Source organism: Tessaracoccus caeni (assembly GCF_029211185.1).
Lineage (GTDB): Bacteria > Actinomycetota > Actinomycetes > Propionibacteriales > Propionibacteriaceae > Arachnia > Arachnia caeni.
In genome coordinates this window covers 44669-61630 of the sequence record NZ_JARGDO010000011.1, presented here as the reverse complement: position 1 = coordinate 61630, position 16962 = coordinate 44669, and the positions used below count along the sequence as shown (strand labels likewise).

Genomic DNA, 16962 nt, shown 5'->3' with positions numbered 1-16962 from the left:
GATGGACCTGCTGCTGTTTATATTCGTCGTGATGCTGGTCGGCACCGTCGTCACTGGCATGCGTAGGTCAGCACAGATCTCCAGCCGCCAGCGGCAGGCTCCTCCGCTCATGCAGCATCCGCAGGCACCGATGGGGCACCACCCCATGAGCCAGCTGATGGGCCCGATGGGGCACCAGATGATGGGGCATCACCAGAGCCCCCAGCCCGTCTACCCGCTCACCCCGGCTGCACGCCAGGCATGCGACTCCGACATCACCACCTTCGGCACCGAACTGCGCGATCTCGACCTCGACGTCGTCGGCCGCACCCTCGACGCCGACGCCAACCAGGACTACACCCGAGCCCTCGATGCCTACGACGCGGCCAAGGAACACCTCGTCCGCGCACAGTACGACGTCGACATCCGACGGGTCGCCGAGATCCTCGAAGAGGGCCGCTTCGCGATGGCGTGCGTGCGTGCCCGGGTGAACGGTCAGCCGCTGCCCGCCAAGCGTCCGCCCTGCTTCTTCGATCCGGCACACGGCCCGTCCACCCGCGACATCACCTGGGCTCCCCAGGGCGGCGCTCCTCGGCAGGTTCCCGCGTGCGAGGCCGACGCGCAGCGCGTCCAAGTGGGCGCGAGCCCCAACGTGCGGATGGTGCCGTCGGGCCACGGCATGGTTCCCTACTGGGAGAACCGCGACTACGCTCCGTGGGCGCAGGGCTACTACCGCCGCTATGGCGACGACCCCACGAGCGGCCTGCTCACCGGCGCCATGATGGTCGGCGGTTTCGGTCTTCTGATGGGTCTGCTCGACGATCTCGGCTGATCGGCGGCCGTCCGTCGCGCTGGTGAGACCGCGGGTCGTCTCCTCCGTGCCGATTCGCTACTCTTGTCCCTGGCCAAGACTCGGGGGGGTCTATCGAAGGGGCATCGTTGCGAGACGAAATGTTCGCGCGGAACAGCAGGTCGTCACGACGACCGCTCATCCGCTTGGTTTCGCTTGCTCTGTGCACCCTGCTCGCGGTGGGAGCGCCAACCCTCCTCAACACCGCGACCCTCCCCAGCTCGATGTACGCCGTCGCGGACGAGGGCACCGAAGGCACCTCACTCCCGGACGCATCGTCTGAGCTATCGAACGATCCCTCCGATCCCACCGTGCAGGCCCCTCCCGCCGAGGACGAGACCCCCGTCGTCGACCAGGAGCCCCCTGCAGAGGAGCTGCCCTCACCTGACGAAGAATCGACCCCTCTGTCTCCCGAGGACGAGGAAGAAGAAGCGGACCCCGCCGAGACCGGAGAGGACCAGCCTGACGACGAGCCGACCGACCAGGAGAAGCCTGACGACAAGCCGGCCGGCAAGAAGAAGTCCTCCGACGAGCCGAGCAACGAAGAGCAGCCCGCTGATGCGCCTGCCGACGATCCGGGCATTATCTTTTCCCCGCTGGGCAGCGGGATCCCTCCCCACTTGGCGATCGCGAAGCAAGCCACGGCGTCGGCGCCCACTGCCTTGGGCAGCACGGTTTCGTACCAGATCACAGCCACCAACACCGGGATCGTGGACTACACGGTGGGAAACCCGGCCCGTATCGAGGACGATCTCTCCGACGTGATGAGCGCGGCCGGCGCCACCTTCACCGGCACCGCGACGGCAAAGGTCGATGGCAGCCCGGTCACCGCACCCACCTGGAGCGCCGGAAACACCCGATTGTCCTGGAGCGGCCCGCTCGCCGTCGGCAAGACGGTGACGATCACCTACGACATCCATCTCGACCGCCTCACTGACCAGCCCCGCGTGCTGTCCAACGTCGCCTGGTCGCCGGCCGATCCGGCCGACCTGACCCCACCCGCGAGCTGCGAGGTTCCGACGGGCGGTGGCAGCCAGGCGGTCACTCCCGACGGGGAGCCGTGTGGCGCCACCACGACGACGATCGACCCGCCGCCCCCGCTGTTCCTCGGCAGCTGCACCGTGACCACCTTCGAGGAGGACAACGCCGGCTGGATGGTGCGCAGCACCGAGTTTGGCATCGACGACACGATCGCGCGGCACCCGGCCGTCCGCGTGCCGACCGGCGGGCGCCCCGGAGGCGCGCTGCACACCCACGACCTTGATACCAACTGGACCGAGTTCGTCTCGCCGGATCTGCAGGCCGGAGGGTACGTCACCGACTACCGCAACCTGGTGGGGCATAGCTTCAGCTATGACTTCTACTACATCCCCGAGAAAAACGGGTTCCTTTACCCGATGTACATCGCGCTCGAGAGCACCGACGGCGAACGAATCTGGTTCCTCACCACCAACCAAGTGCGCGACGTAGGCGAGTGGTATCGGGTGACCATCCCGCTGAGTCGCAGCCGATGGCTCACCGGCCCGTTCACCTACGACGACGGGCCGAGCGGCTCCGCCCCTCCGGCCGCGATGTTCCAGCGCATCCTGGGCAGTCTCAAGCAGATCTACATCGGCGCCGAGGGCGCCAGCGGTGACGACGACAGCTGGCTCGACAACTTCGGCTCTCCGTGTGATCCGGATCTGGAGATCACCAAGTCCACCACGGCCACCGAACTCACCCTCCCCGGTGAGACCGTGAGCTACACGGTGAACCTGACCAACACCGGCGACGCCCACTACACCTCCAGCAACCCCGTACATCTGTTCGACGATCTGACCGATGTCGTCGACGACGCGAGTTTCACCGGCGTCGCCACCGCCAAGGTGGACGGAGTGAACGTCACCGCGCCCGTGTGGGATCCGGTCTCAAAGCGCCTGACGTGGACCGGCCCGCTCGCCATGGGCAAGACCGTGACTATCACCTACGACGTCGTGGTGGAGCGCACGGTATCCAACCGCAAGCTGCACAACATCGCGTGGAGCCCGGCTGATCCCGCCGAGGCTCCCACACCGGAGAGCTGCTCCGCAACCGGCGCCCCCTGTGGCGAGACCACCACCCAGATGCCGCCGCTGCCGATGATCTGCTCCGCGGAGGAACGACGCGGCACCGAGCGCTACTGGTTCTTCGGCAACAAGGCAGGCATCGACTTCGGAGCCACCGGGACAGCCCCTGGAGCGGCGTTCCTAGGCACTCAGGACACCTCCGAAGGTTCTACCGTCGTCACCGACGAGCAGGGCAACCTGCAGTTCTGGTCCAATGGCCAAAGCGTGTTCGACCGCAACGGGGGCGTGATGTCCAACGGGACAGGGCTGCTCGGCAACTCCTCGGCGGTGCAGACCGTGGCCTCCTTCCCGGCGGCGGGTCAGCCTGGGAAGTTCTTCCTTATCACCACCACCACCGACGTCAACAACAGCACCACGAGGCAGTTGCACTACCACACGGTGGACATGACGCTGAACGGCGGGCTGGGTGCCGTCACGGCGAAGAACGTCCTTCTCGGGCAGGCCAACACGGCGTCCGAGGCGATCACGGCCGTGCCCAACGCAACCGGCGACGGCTACTGGGTGCTCACCTCCACCAACAGCACTCCCAACATCCTCGCCTACCAATTCAACGCCAACGGTCCCGTCACAGGCCAGGCCGTGATCAGCGTTATGCCCTCCGACAACGGAAACCGGTACGCCACGCTGTCGTTCAATGCCGACTACACACAGTTGGTGCAGCTGACGGCTCAGGGAACCAACGGCACCGGCACCTGGTCCAAGCTGCGGCTGCTGGACTTCAATGCGGCCACCGGCGAGGTCGAGCAGCGTCTTGAGTGGGGAATGCCGATGAAGCCGGCGGCGCCCAACTCAGGCCGGCACGGCTACGCCGCGGACTTCTCACCCTCGGGCGACTACGTGTACGCGACTAAGGTCTTCGAAACCTCGCGTCTCTACCGCTACCGCATCGCCGGGGCAACCACCGGGGAGGAGGTGAAAGACACCGAGCTGTACCTCGGGTCGATGGGAAGCCAGGGCGGTCAGGTGCGAAGGGCACCCGATGGACGCATGTACGTCGCCAACACCAACGGAACGGCGCTCAGCATCGTGACCAATCCCGACGCGACCACCCCGACCTACACTCAGAACGGTTTTCCGCTGCCTGCGGGGTCGACGAGTCAGGGCGGATTGCCCCAGATGGTGACCGGCTGCCCGCCCGTCACCCGCTCCTCGTCAGTGACCAAGACAACCACCGCGTCGGCCGCCAGCCGTCTCGGTGACACCGTGAGCTACACCGTGTCGCTCCATAACACCGGTGCCGGCGCCTACAACAGCGCCGCTCCTGCCCATGTCGTCGATGACCTGAGCGAGGTGCTCGACGAGTCGACTTGGGTGGGCGCGTCAGCCAAACTCGCCTCCGCTCCCGCCGGCCCGGATGTGGGCACCCTCACCTTCAACCCGGTAACGAAGCTGCTGCGCTGGTCCGGACCGCTGGCCGTTGATGCCACCGTCGACATCACCTACACCATCACCATCGGCGACGACCTGGACGGCAAGCTGCGCAACATCGCCTGGATCCCCGACGATCCCGCTAACCCCATCAAGCCCGCCACCTGCACCGAGGAGGACGACTCCTGCGCTGAGACGGTGACGATGATGCCCACACTTCCCTTGGTCTGTCCGGTCGAGGACCGACGCGGCACCGAACGCTTCTGGTTCTTCGGCACCCAGGCAGGCATCGACTTCGGTGCCAGCGGCACCACCAGTCAGCCTTTCCGCACCACCCAAACCACGACGGAAGGCTCCACCGTCGTCACCGACGAGCAGGGCAACCTGCAGTTCTGGTCCAACGGCCAAAGCGTGTTCGACCGCAACAGCAACGTCATGGTCAACGGAACCGACCTGACCGGCAACGCCTCGGCAACGCAAACGGTGGCTTCCTTCCCGGTGGCTGGTCAACCAGGCAAGTTCTTCGTCGTCACCACGAACACCGACGTGAACCAGACCGCTAAGAACGGCCAACTGCGCTACTCCGTCGTGGACATGACCCAGAACAACGGACTCGGCGCTGTGACCAGCACGAAGAACGTCAACCTCGGAGCCAGCAACACCGCGTCGGAAGCGATCACCGCGGCACCCAACGCCACGGGCGACGGCTATTGGGTGCTGACCTACACCAACAACTCCCCCAACATCCTCGCCTACGAGTTCGACGCCGACGGCCCCGTGACGGGCATCCCGGTGGTCAGCACCATGTCGAACAACAATGGCAACCGGTACGGCACACTCGCCTTCAACGCCGACTACACCCAACTCGTGCAGCTGACCACTACTGGCCCACTCGCTACCGCGGGATCGTCCAAGGTCAGGATGCTGAACTTCAACGCCGCCACGGGCAAGATCCGGCAGCGGTACGAATGGCAGCTCTTGGAAGGGGCGGACACTGGCAGGCACGGCTACAACGCCGAGTTCTCACCCGCAGGCGACTATGTGTACACGACGAAGATCTTCGACACCGGCCGTCTCTACCGGTACCGCGTCGCGGGCGCGACTACCGGGTCGGAGGTGAAGGGTACCGAGGAACTCCTCGGCGAACTGGCGGGCGACGGTGGCCAAGTACGCAGGGCCCCGGATGGTCGCATGTATGTCGCAACCTGGGCCGGATCCGCACTCAACGTCGTCACCAATCCCGACGCTGCCACCCCGGCGTTCACCCAGAGCGGGTTCGCTCTGGCCGCCGGATCACGCAGCCGATACGGTCTCCCCCAGATGGTGACCGGCTGCCCGCCCGTCACCCGCTCCTCCGCGGTCACCAAACAGACCACCGCCACGGCCGACAGCCGTCCCGGCGACACCGTGAGCTACACCGTGTCACTGGAGAACACCGGAGCTGGCGCATACACGCTGTTCACGCCGGCCCACGTCGTCGACGACCTGAGCGACGTACTCGACGAGGCGAACTGGGTGGGCGTCACCGCCAAGCTCGCCGGCGCTCCGGGCGGCCCCGAGGTCGGCACCACGACCTTCGACCCCGCCACGAAGATGCTTCGCTGGTCGGGACCGCTGGCCGCCGGCGCCACGGTGGAGATCACCTACACCGTGACCATCGGCAAGGTCACCAACGGCGAACTGCGCAACATGGCATGGATCCCGGAGAACCCCATGAGCCCGGAGAAGCCCACCACATGTGCCGTCGATGACGACTCGTGCGCCGAGACGCTCACCCTCCTGCCTCGCCTAGAGGTCACCAAGACCGCCGACGAGACCGAACTGCCGATGCTCGGACAACAGGTGACCTACACCGTGACGCTCATCAACCGCGGCCCCGGCGTGTACACGGATGACGCCCCCGCGACGATGCTCGACGACATGAGCGCCGTCCTGGACAAGGCCACCCTCAACTCCATCAACGGCAACTTCGGCTTTGCGGAGTTCGATCCGGTCGCCAAGACCTTGTCGTGGAGGGGTGAGCTCGCGGTCGACGACCCCGTCATCCTCACCTACACCGTCACCTATACCGGGGCCAATGACGACGGCGAATACACGCTGTTCAACGAGGTCTGCGTGGACGAGCGCAATGCCATACCAGGACACCCCGCCTGCGCGCCGGTGAGCGTGCCCGCAGCCGGCCTGGAGTACTGGAAGACCGTCTCCTCGAGCAGCAACTCCGTGATCGCGGGAACGGTGCTGAGCTATCAACTCCACTTCCGCAACTCCGGGGATATTCCCGCCACGGTCGACATGGTCGATCATCTGGCCGACGTGCTGGACGACGCCGATGTGGTGCTCGAGCCCGGCTCGCCGCCCGGGCTGGCCACGCTGGCCGCCGCCCGCACCGGCAATCAGATCGCGCTCACGGGCACGGTTCCCGCCGACGGCACCATCTACACGATCGAGTACCACGTGGAGGTGAGGCCCAACGGGCAGCGCGGAAACAGCGTCGCGGACAACTTCCTGCTCAACGACGGCGACCTTCCCCCGACGGACGGCTGCCAGCCCAATCCGCGGTACCAGACCTGCACCTCGACCGACATCGCCGGCGCCGTGCGGGTGTGGAAGATGGTCGATGGCCCCAGCGGCCCGCAGCCGATCTACGGCGCCGATTTCGAGGTGCTCGCCGATGACGGAGGGCAGCCGGCAGCCACGCCGCTGGCCGATCCTGCCCTGACGCCTGGAGACATGGCGGGCATGGTCGAGCTGACGGGCATCCCCGTCGGCCACTACTGGCTGCGCGAGACCCGCGCTCCCGAGGGCTATTCCCTCCTCGCCGAGGAGGTGCCGTTCGAGATCGCCGCCGACGGCTCGGTCGTCGTGCACGGCGACCATCCGCAGGTCACCGTGAGCGAAGACAACGGCACGTGGACGATCAGAGTGATCGACCTCAAGGCCTTCGAGCTACCTCTCGCTGGCGGCCCGGGCGACCTTCTGTGGACCGTCGGTGGGTTGGTGCTCATGGTCAGCGCAGGCGTACTGATCATGCGCAGGAGGAGACTGCTTTCGACCGGAGGCCCTGAAAGCCACCTGTAGATTCCGCTGGAATCTTGCCGACCACGCCAGGCCACAGCAGACCCACAGGCCGGCCATATCCCGCCCACGACCTCGTTCCGTACAACGGAACACATGACCAGACGCACCGCGAATTCCCGTCCCCGGCGCCTGCGCCGCACCCTCCTCGCCGTCGTGCTGCCCGTCCTGCTGCTGCTCGGCGGCACCACCGGATGGGCACTCGACCGTTTTCTGATCCCGCACGTCGAGATCACCGACGTGGCGGCTCACGAGGCCGCCTCTCAGACCGCGTCCGCCACTCCAGCAGCCGCGAACAGCGACGACGCGGAGTCCGAGGCCTCCGTCACGGTGGAGACCAAGACCCTCGGCAGCGGCGACGACACCGTCACCTACCACGTGGCCGACGTCGTGGTCTCCGACGCCACCCAGCTCCGCTCCGCCTTCGCCGAAAACCAGTTCGGCACCAACATCACCCAACTGGTCAGCGAGATGGCCGAGGACAACGGAGCCCGGCTGGCCATCAACGGCGACTACTACGGCTTCCGTGACGACGGCATCCTGATCCGCAACGGCGTCGTCTACCGCGACGACCCCGCCCGCACCGGCCTGGTGATCTACCGCGACGGCACCATGGCGATCTACGACGAGACCGAGACCTCCGCCGACGAGCTGCTCGCCGACGGCGCCTGGCAGACCCTCAGCTTCGGGCCGGCGCTCGTGGACGACGGCCAGATCGTCGAGGGCATCGACGAGGTGGAGATCGACACCAACGTCGGCAATCACTCCGTCCAGGGCACCCATCCCCGCACCGCGATCGGGGTGATCGACGAGAACCACTTCGTCTTCGTGGTGGTCGACGGGCGCGAGCGGGGCTACAGCCGAGGCATGTCGATGACGGAGCTGGCCCAGCTCATGCAGGATCTCGGCGCGACGACCGCCTACAACCTCGACGGCGGCGGCTCCAGCGAGCTCTGGTTCGACGGCGAGGTGGTCAACCACCCCTCCAACGGCGGCGAGCGCGCCACCAGCGACATCCTCTACATCGGTTAGGAGCCATCCATGTTCGTCATCCTCATCCCCGCGTACGAGCCGGACTCGCGCCTGGTCACCCTGGTCGGAGAGCTCAGCCTGCGCCTTCCCCACACCCCGATCATGATCGTCGACGACGGCTCGGGCCCCGCCTATGCCCCGATCTTCGACGCGGCCGCTCGCGTCGGCGCGTCGGTGCTTGCTCACACGGAGAACCGCGGCAAGGGGGCGGCGCTGCGCACCGGCTTCGCCGCGATCGCCTCCGTCTGGCCCGGGGCGGCCGTCGTCACAGCCGACTGCGACGGCCAGCACACCGCCGCGGACATCGTCGCCGTCGCCGCCGCCCTGGAGGATGCGCCGGAGGACGACCGGGTGGTGGTGCTCGGCTGCCGGGCGTTCGCCGGCGAGGTTCCGGCGCGCAGCCGACTCGGCAACACCGTCACGCGCTGGGCCTACCGGGCCGCGACGGGCCAGGACATCCCCGACACCCAGACCGGGCTGCGCGCCCTCTCGCCCGCGGCGATGGACTGGGCGCAAACGCTCCCCGGAGACCGCTTCGAGTACGAGTTCCAGATGCTGCTACGCGCCCCGGAATCGGGCGTGAGGCTGGCGACGGTGCCGATCGAGACGATCTATACCGACGGCAACTCCTCCAGCCATTTCCGCCCGCTGCGCGACTCGGCCCGCATCTACGCCCCTCTGCTGCGCTTCGCCGGATCCGGCCTGCTCGCCTTCGGCGTGGACACCGTCGCCCTGCTGGTGCTGAACGCCCTGACCGGCCACCTGCTGGCTTCGGTGGTCGGAGCACGCCTGATCAGCGCGTCGGTGAACTTCGTGGTAAACCGCAGCGTGGTCTTCGGCCATGGCCGCGAGGTTCCGGCGCGCACCGCAGCGCTGCGCTACGGCGGACTGGCCGTCATCCTGCTGGCCGCCAACTACGGCCTGCTCAGCGCCCTCACCGGAATCGGCATCCCGCTGATCGTCGCGAAGATCGCCACCGAGGCGGCGCTGTTCATCGCCAGCTACGCGATGCAGCGCTCTGTGGTCTTCTCCCCCGAATCGCCGCGCCTAGATACCCCGGTGCTCCAGGACTCTTACGCCCGCCAGTAAGCGAGGCGGCGATCTGCTCCCGGGCGTCGTGGACACGGTCGCAGCCACAGCAGGCGGCGTCGTCGGGGCCGTTCGGATGCGAGGCCATCAGTACACGTCCCTCACATAGCGCTTGTCCCGTTTCAGCGCTGCGACGTACTCGGCGGCGTCGTCATCGCCCCGGCGGCGCTGCGCCGCCACGATGTCGGTGAGCGCGCGGTCGACGTCGCGGGCCATCCGCGATGCGTCGCCGCATACGTACACATGGCCGCCGTCCTCCAGCCACGAGTAGAGCTCGGCGGCCTGTTCCCGCATCCGCGTCTGTACGTAGATCTTCTCCTGCTGGTCGCGCGAGAATGCGAGGTCGAGTCTGGTGAGCAGACCGCTGGCGGCGTACTGCTCGATCTCGTCGGCGTAGATGAAGTCGGACGCGCGATGCTGGTCACCGAAGAACAGCCAGTTCTTCCCCGTCGCGCCGCGTGCCGCACGCTCCTGCAGGAAGCCTCGGAACGGGGCGATACCGGTGCCAGGACCGATCATGACGACCGGTGCAGCGTCGTCCACGGGCGGGCGGAAGGCGGTGTTGGGTTGCAGGAAGATGCCGACCGGATCGTCATCGCCGAGGCGGTCGGCGAGGAACGTCGAGCAGACTCCGTGGTGCACGCGCGCACTGCCGTGGCGCACCGCCGCGACGGTCAGATGGATGCGATCCGGGCTGTGCAGCGGGCTCGACGAGATCGAGTAGGCACGATGCTGCAGGGGACGGAACACGGCCGCGATGTCCGCCGCGTCGAGCCGGACGTCCGGCACCGCATGCAGCAGATCGAGCGTGTCCTTGCCCCACAGCCACGACTCGAGCGGCTCGCGCTCGTCGCGAGCGAACAGATCTCCCAACTCGCTGCGCGGTGCGCGCTCAGCCAGCAGGGCCAGCAGATCCTTGGACGGGGTCGAGATCTCCCAACCCTGCGCCAGCTGGGCGCGCAGGGCCGCGCCGCCGATCTCGATCTCGGGATCGAGGGCCAGACGCTCCAGCAGCAACTCCACGAGGCTCGGGTCGTTTCGCGGCACAACCGCGAGCGCGTCGCCGGCCTGGTACTCGATGCCGCTGTCGCCGAGATCCAGCTCGAAGTGCCGGATCTCCTTCGCGCTCCCCGTGCCCGACAGCAGCCGGTTCTCCGCGAGTCGCGAGGAATAGGGTGACTTGCGGTTCCACTTCGGCCGTTGCCTCGCGGGTGCTGCGGGGGCTCCGGATGCCGGCGCGGGAGCGGATCCCGGCGCCTCGGCCGCCAGCAGAGCAATGACGTCGTCGATCCAGGCGTTCGCCGCATCCTCGTAGTCCACGTCGCAATCGACGCGCGGGAGCAGACGGGCGGCGCCGAGCTGCTCGAACCGCAGGTCGATGAGCTTTCCCGCCTGGCAGAAGTCGTCGTAGCCACTGTCGCCGAGCGCCAGCACACCGAAGCGCACGTCTTCGAGCCGGGGCGCGGTGTCAGCGGCCAGCGCCTCCCAGAACAGCTCGGCATTGTCGGGCATCTCGCCCTCGCCGTAGGTGGACGTGACGACGAGCACGCGACCCATGCCCGGCAGGTCGTCGGGCGTGATGTCGTCGAGCGGACGCAGCGTCACCGCCATCCCGCGTGCGCGAGCGGCGGCGGCGAGGTCTTCCGCGAGGAACTCACTCGTGCCGGTCTGACTGCCGAACAGCACGTCGACGGTGAGCGTGGCCGCCGTGCCCGTGGCTGGGTCGTCACTGCGCGCCGCGACCATCCCCGCGAAGAAGCCGGAGAGCCACGCCTGCTGCTCGGAACTGAAGGGCGCGTCGGGCAGCGCTTGGAGGAGACTCATGAGGTTGCCTTCGCTAGGAGCCTCGCCGCGCCCGCCGCGAGGTCATCAAGGGCGGACTGGGCGAGCAGCTCGTCGAAGCGCGCGGAATCGCTGCGCGCGGCGTTCTTGATCTGCTGGTGCAGGATCCAGCCATAGGTGCCGGGCGCGTCCATCCCACGGACGTTGCGCAGCTCGAGGGAGCGCGTGTAATCGGCGAGCCGCCGGATGGAGACGAGGGTCGCCAGCTCGGTGTCGTCGAAGCGGTCGAGCTTCCCGCGGAGGTACTTCATCACCTTCTGCATGACGAAGAAGTCCTCGGTGAGCACCAGCTTGCGAGCCGCGTCGTGGACGCGCGGGTCGTCCGGACCCGTCGCACCGGGCACGCGCTGCTGCGCGAGGTCGCGGGCGATGGCGAGCACCGTATACGCGGAGAGCAGGCCAAACCAGTCGTCGGAGGGCTCCCGGGGCACGCGGCCGCCCAGCACGGGGCGGCCCGCGCGGTAGTCGAGCTTGAACGAACGCAGCTTCTCGGTCGCCACCGAGGTCGCGAGTTCGTCGAGCAGCGCCTTGCGGGTGGAGGCTGCGAGGATCGCGTCGGCATCCTGGGTGAGCAACAGCGCACGCGGCATGCCGCAGAAGACGTGCTGCCGTTCGGTCTCCCACTCGGCAAGCAGGCGCGACGCGAGCGCCGACCCTGTGGCGTCCCGATGCCAGCGCAGCAGGAGCAGCACGGCATCCTCATGGAATGCGCCGTGCTCCTGGTCGGTGATCGGGAAGACGAGCAGCGAATCGGCGCTGACCCGGTCGCGGATCGTGCCCTCGGGGTCGTACTGGTAGAGGAAACCGCCGCTCATGCCGTTGCCCAGGCCCTTGCCCGCCGAGCCGAGGTTGAGCACCGCGCCGTTGGTCATGTACTCGCAGCCGAAGTCTCCGAAGCCCTCGATGACGGCTGTTGCGCCGGAGTTGCGCACCGCGAACCGGTCGCCGGCTTCGCCCTCGACGAAGGTGCGCCCGCCCGTCGCACCGAACAGCGCAAAGTTGCCGATGAGCACGTTGCCGCCCGGCGTCGTGCTTCCGCCACCGGGGGTGCGGATGACGATCTGGCCGCCGCATTGGCTCTTGCCGACGCCATCGTTCGCGGTGCCGGTGTGGAGGAGTTCGATGCCGTCGTTGCAGAACGCACCATAGGACTGGCCTGCGGAGCCGTGCGAGCGGATGCGGATGGTGCCGTCGGCAAGCCAGCTGCGGCCGCGTTCGTCGGTGTACACCGACGGCAGCGCCGCCAACGTCGACTGGTCCAACTCGTGGTTCAGCATGCGCTCGATGTCGATCGAGAGTTGTCCGCCGACGGTCTTGTCGCTGTTGCGCAACCTGCCGACCTCCAGCTCGATGCTCGGCTCCGCCCGATCGACGAGCGCGGCGCGAACGTCTCGGATGAGTGCGTCGTCGACCGCGAAGTTCTTCTCGAGATACACCGGGTCGGGCACGTGACGTTCGGGCACCCGCGCGAGCATCGCGCGCACGTCGAGGGTGCCGACGCTCGCGGGGTGGTCGAGCAGCTGCGCCAGATCGGTTCGGCCACGCGCCTCGCGCAACGACCGGAGGCCGAGGCGCGCGAGGATCTCGCGGACATCGTGGGCGATATTGAGGAGATACTGGGCGAGCGCGCGCGGGTCACCGTCGAAGGCCTCGGCGTTCGTGGTGAGCCCGGCGGGGCACTTGATATTGCAGTTCTTGGCCATCACGCACTTGAGCATCATGAGCGCGGTGGTGCCGAACTCGAAGCTGTCGCCGCCGAGCAGCGCGGACATCACCACGTCGCCGCCGGTCTGATGGGCGCCCGAGCAGCGCAGCACCACCTTGTCGCGCAGTCCGTTCGCGACGAGCGCCTGGTGCACCTCTGCGACGCCGATCTCGGCCGAGCGGCCCGCGTATTTGAGGCTCGTGACGGCGGCAGCACCCGTGCCGCCGGTGTTGCCGGCGACGTTGATCACGTCGGCGCCGGCCTTCGCGACGCCGACCGCGATCGTGCCGATGCCCTCCGACGACACGAGTTTCACGACGACCCGGACGCGAGCGGCCTTGCAGTCGTGGATGAGCTGCGCAAGGTCTTCGATGGAGTAGGTGTCGTGGTGCGGCGGTGGGGAGATCAGCTCGACCCCTGGCGTGCCGCCTCGCGCGGCGGCGATATCGACGGTCACCTTCGGCGCGGGCAACTGGCCGCCCTCTCCGGGCTTGGCCCCCTGACCGATCTTGATCTCCAGCTCTTCGAGCATGGGGTCCGCGAGATAGCCCGCCCAAATGCCGAAGCGTCCCGACGCGAACTGCTTGATACGCGACCCGCGGATCGTCCCGTAGCGGGAAAGGTGCTCGCCGCCCTCACCGCAGTTCGACATACCGCCGACCATGTTCGTCCCGTGTGCGACGGCCTCGTGCGCGGAGGCGACGAGCGCACCGTGACTCATCGCGCCGGAGGCGAGGCAGCGGGTGATCTCGTGGGCCGGCTGCACGCTGGCGAGGGGAATGCTCGACGGTGCCGGCTCGAGCAGGTCGAGCAGCTCCGCCGCATGGCCGTGCACGACGAGTTCAAGCCCGTCATCGTCGACGCTCCAGCTGTCGAGGTCGCCGGGCGCAAACGCGGCGACGAACTCCGCGAACGCCTCGTAGCGCTCGGCCGTCGCGGCCGCCGCATCGATGAACCGGACGCGGTGACGCCCGTCGCCGAGATGACGCACGTCGAGGCCTCGCACGAGAATGCTCGCGTTGCCCACCGTCGAGAAACGTCCGAGTTCATCGTTGAACTCCCCGGCGGTGCGTAGCCCCGCCACATCCGCCGGCAGGGCCAGCACGTCACGGAGGGCGGACGGGCGCCGCGAACGCTCGGCGCGCGTCGCCTCGCGGAAGGCGCGATAGCCGGGGGTGAGGCCGAACTCATCGATCTGCGCGTCGGTGAGCGCCGCCAGGCCGCTGTGGACATACACGTCATCGGTGAGCCCGAACGCGTCGTCGAGCTGGCCGAGCGTGAGGCGGCTGAGCGCGGAACCATCAGCGTCGTCGGCCTGGTCGGCCTCGTCGGTGCCGAACGTGTGCGGCTCCTCGGTCATGCCGGCGAAACCGCGGACCGCCGTCGTGCCGAATGAATGGCCGGCACCGTCGGAGCGTTCCTTGAACAGTCCCAGCAGCGGCACCTCCGATTCCGCGGAGACGACGCAGCCGCGTGCGTGCCACCCCGCGGCGGCTGCGACGATGCGCGAGAAACTGACCCCGCCGACGGGCGTCGCCATATGCGGGAAGCAGCGCGCCAGCACGGGGTCGTTCGTGTCCAGATAGTTGGGCTCGAAGAACTCGCCGCCGATGTAGCTCTCGACCGTGCAGAGGCCCACGCGGCCCATCGTCTTGCCCAGCGCCTTCTCCGCGGCCTTGCGGAACCTCGCGAAGGCGCGGTCGGTGTCGGTGTACTCACCGGCCGGTGCCGGTGCCGACGGATACTTCTCCTCCGCGCGCAGCCGGGCACTGAGGCTGTAGACCGCGGACGCTCCGAAGCCGAGTGCCGCAGCGATGTGGTGCGACGACGGCAGCTGCCCGCTCTCGGCTACCAGCGAGACCCGCAGCCGCAGGCCGTCGTCGATGAGCCGCTGGTTCACCGCAGCGATCGCGAGCAGCAGCGGGATCGGCGCGCGCGTCGTGGAGATCGCGCGATCCGACAGCAGGGCGATGCCGCCCTCTTCGCGCGCGAACGCCGTGACCTCATCGCAGAGGGAATCGAGCGCCGCGACGACCGATTCGGCGTTGCGCTCGGCATCCGCGGGATCCGGCTCGAACAGGAGGTCGAAGCGACGCAGCGGCGAGATCCGCTGCTCACGCAGGCGCACCATGTCGAGGTGACCGAGGATCGGCGACGACAGCACGATCTGCTTGCGCCGTTGCTCTCCGCCGTCGGGCTTGGCGCCGAGCGCCACCCGCATGCTCATGCCGTCGGCCTCGCGCAGCGAGTCCAGCGGCGGGTTGGTCACCTGCGCGAAACGCTGCGAGAAGTACTTCGCCATCCCGCCCTCCTGATCGGAAAGCGCGTTGATCGCGTTGCCGTAACCCATCGCGGTGATCCGCTCAGACCCGTCGGCGAGCATCGGGTCCATCATGAACCGGAAGCTCTCCTGGTTGAGCGAATAGGCGACGTAGCGGCCCGCGAGCGTGAGATCGCCGTCATAGCCGAGGGTGGACGTCCCCCGGTGGAACGCGGGCGCGGGCTGCGCGTCAAGATCGACGCGCGCCTCGTCCAGCAACCTCGCATAATCCCGGCACTCCGAGAGCAGCTCCAGCGCCTCGCGCGTGCGATAGGTGCGTCCGTCGCGATGATCGTGGTACAGCATGCCGCCGGCCTCGATCCGTCCTCGTCGAGTGACCTCCTCGTCGGGGAAGGCGACCTGGCCCGCCTCTGAGGAGACCATGAGGTACTCCGAGGTCTCGACGGTGCGCAGCGGCCGCAACCCCAAGCGGTCCAGGCGCGCGCCGATCACGTCGCCGTTGCTGAAGATCAACGCCGCGGGGCCGTCGTTCTTCTCCTCATAGAGGGAGAAGTACTCGAGCATCGCGCGGATGCCGGGGGTGAGCGTCTGATCGTTCTCCCACGCCGGCGGCATCAGCGAGACCACCGCCTCGACGAGGTCGAGGCCGTCGTCGAACACCCGGCTCTGCAGCGTCTGGTCGAGGCGGCTGGAGTCGGACTGCCCCGGCGGGCGCACGATACTCCGGCGCCGCGCACTGGCGAGCGCCTCGTCGGAGATGCGGTTCTTGCGGTCGGTGTTGAGCTCGCCGTTGTGCGCCATCAACCGGAACGGCTGTGCCATCGTGGGGTGCGGCTCGGTGTTGGTGGAGAAGCGCGTGTGGAAGTAGAGCGAGCGCACCGCATGCCGCGGATCGCGCAGATCGGTGAAGTACGAGATGACCTCGCCGGCGTTCAGTCGCCCTTTGAGAACCTGGGTGCGTGCGCTGAGCGACAGCGGATAGAGCCCTGCGAGGGTGGGATCCGCGTAGGCCTTCGCCTCGACGGCCAGCAGCGCGGCGTTGGTGGCGCGGTCGATCCGGTCGCGGTCGGCGACAGCACCTGCGGGAGCGGCTTTCGCCGCATCGAGACGAAAGACCCACTGCATGATCGGCAGCTGGTAGGCCAGAGCGCGCGGGCGGATGGCGCTGGCATCGACAGGAACCTCGCGGACGAGCATCGTCTCGAGGCCGGCGTCGGCCAGGGCATCGTCGATGAGCGCGCGGGCACGGGCCCACTGCTCGCGATCGTCGGGCAGGAAGAAGTTGCCGACACCGAAGCGCCCGCCCTCGAGCTCGACTCCGGTCAGCGCACTGAAGAACGCGACCGACAGGTCGATGTTGACACCGGCACCGTCGCCAACGCCCTCGGCCGACATGCCACCGCGGTGCGGGATCGAGCAGAGCGCCTGATCTCCGCGGGCGATCACGTCATGGCTCTGCGTGCCGTCCTTGCGGGTGATGAAGCCGACGCCGCACGCGCTCTTCTCGAGGCGAGGGTCGTACAGCCCGAGGCTGGGCTCGATCATATGCAGCTCCCGTGTCGGCTCACTGACGCACCACGACGTTCGCGGCGCTGATTAGCGTAAGAGTGCCCTTACCAATTTCCTAGCCATGAAA

Annotated in this window: 6 protein-coding genes; 4 read left to right on the top strand and 2 right to left on the bottom strand. The window is 67.9% G+C overall.

Annotated features, from left to right (window positions below; translation table 11 throughout):
• Position 1 precedes the first annotated feature (1 nt).
• The 4 genes from P0D62_RS11155 to P0D62_RS11140 all read left to right on the top strand — a co-directional run bounded on the left by P0D62_RS11155 (position 2) and on the right by P0D62_RS11140 (position 9498).
• Complete coding sequence (locus P0D62_RS11155) at positions 2 to 811, top strand: hypothetical protein (protein WP_275702628.1); 810 nt, start codon at positions 2 to 4, stop codon at positions 809 to 811.
• 197 nt (positions 812 to 1008) lie between these two features.
• Positions 1009 to 7380: a DUF7927 domain-containing protein gene (locus P0D62_RS11150; RefSeq protein ID WP_275702627.1), complete on the top strand. Its 6372-nt coding sequence runs from the start codon at positions 1009 to 1011 to the stop codon at positions 7378 to 7380.
• Between the two features lie 93 nt (positions 7381 to 7473).
• The gene (locus tag P0D62_RS11145) at positions 7474 to 8409 is read left to right on the top strand and encodes a phosphodiester glycosidase family protein (protein ID WP_275702626.1); all 936 of its coding nucleotides are present in this window, start codon (positions 7474 to 7476) and stop codon (positions 8407 to 8409) included.
• 9 nt (positions 8410 to 8418) lie between these two features.
• Positions 8419 to 9498 carry a bifunctional glycosyltransferase family 2/GtrA family protein gene (locus P0D62_RS11140; RefSeq protein ID WP_275702625.1) on the top strand — a complete coding sequence of 360 codons (1080 nt, stop codon included), beginning with the start codon at positions 8419 to 8421 and terminating at the stop codon, positions 9496 to 9498.
• An 87-nt stretch (positions 9499 to 9585) separates the two neighbouring features.
• Here P0D62_RS11140 and P0D62_RS11135 read toward each other — a convergent pair whose 3' ends face one another.
• The gene (locus P0D62_RS11135; protein WP_275702624.1) at positions 9586 to 11322 is read right to left on the bottom strand and encodes a diflavin oxidoreductase; all 1737 of its coding nucleotides are present in this window, start codon (positions 11320 to 11322) and stop codon (positions 9586 to 9588) included.
• On the bottom strand, positions 11319 to 16871 hold the full coding sequence (locus P0D62_RS11130) for a glutamate synthase-related protein (RefSeq protein WP_275702623.1): 5553 nt from the start codon (positions 16869 to 16871) through the stop codon (positions 11319 to 11321). Before P0D62_RS11130 ends, P0D62_RS11135 begins: the two co-directional genes overlap by 4 nt.
• Between the last annotated feature and the right edge of the window lie 91 nt (positions 16872 to 16962).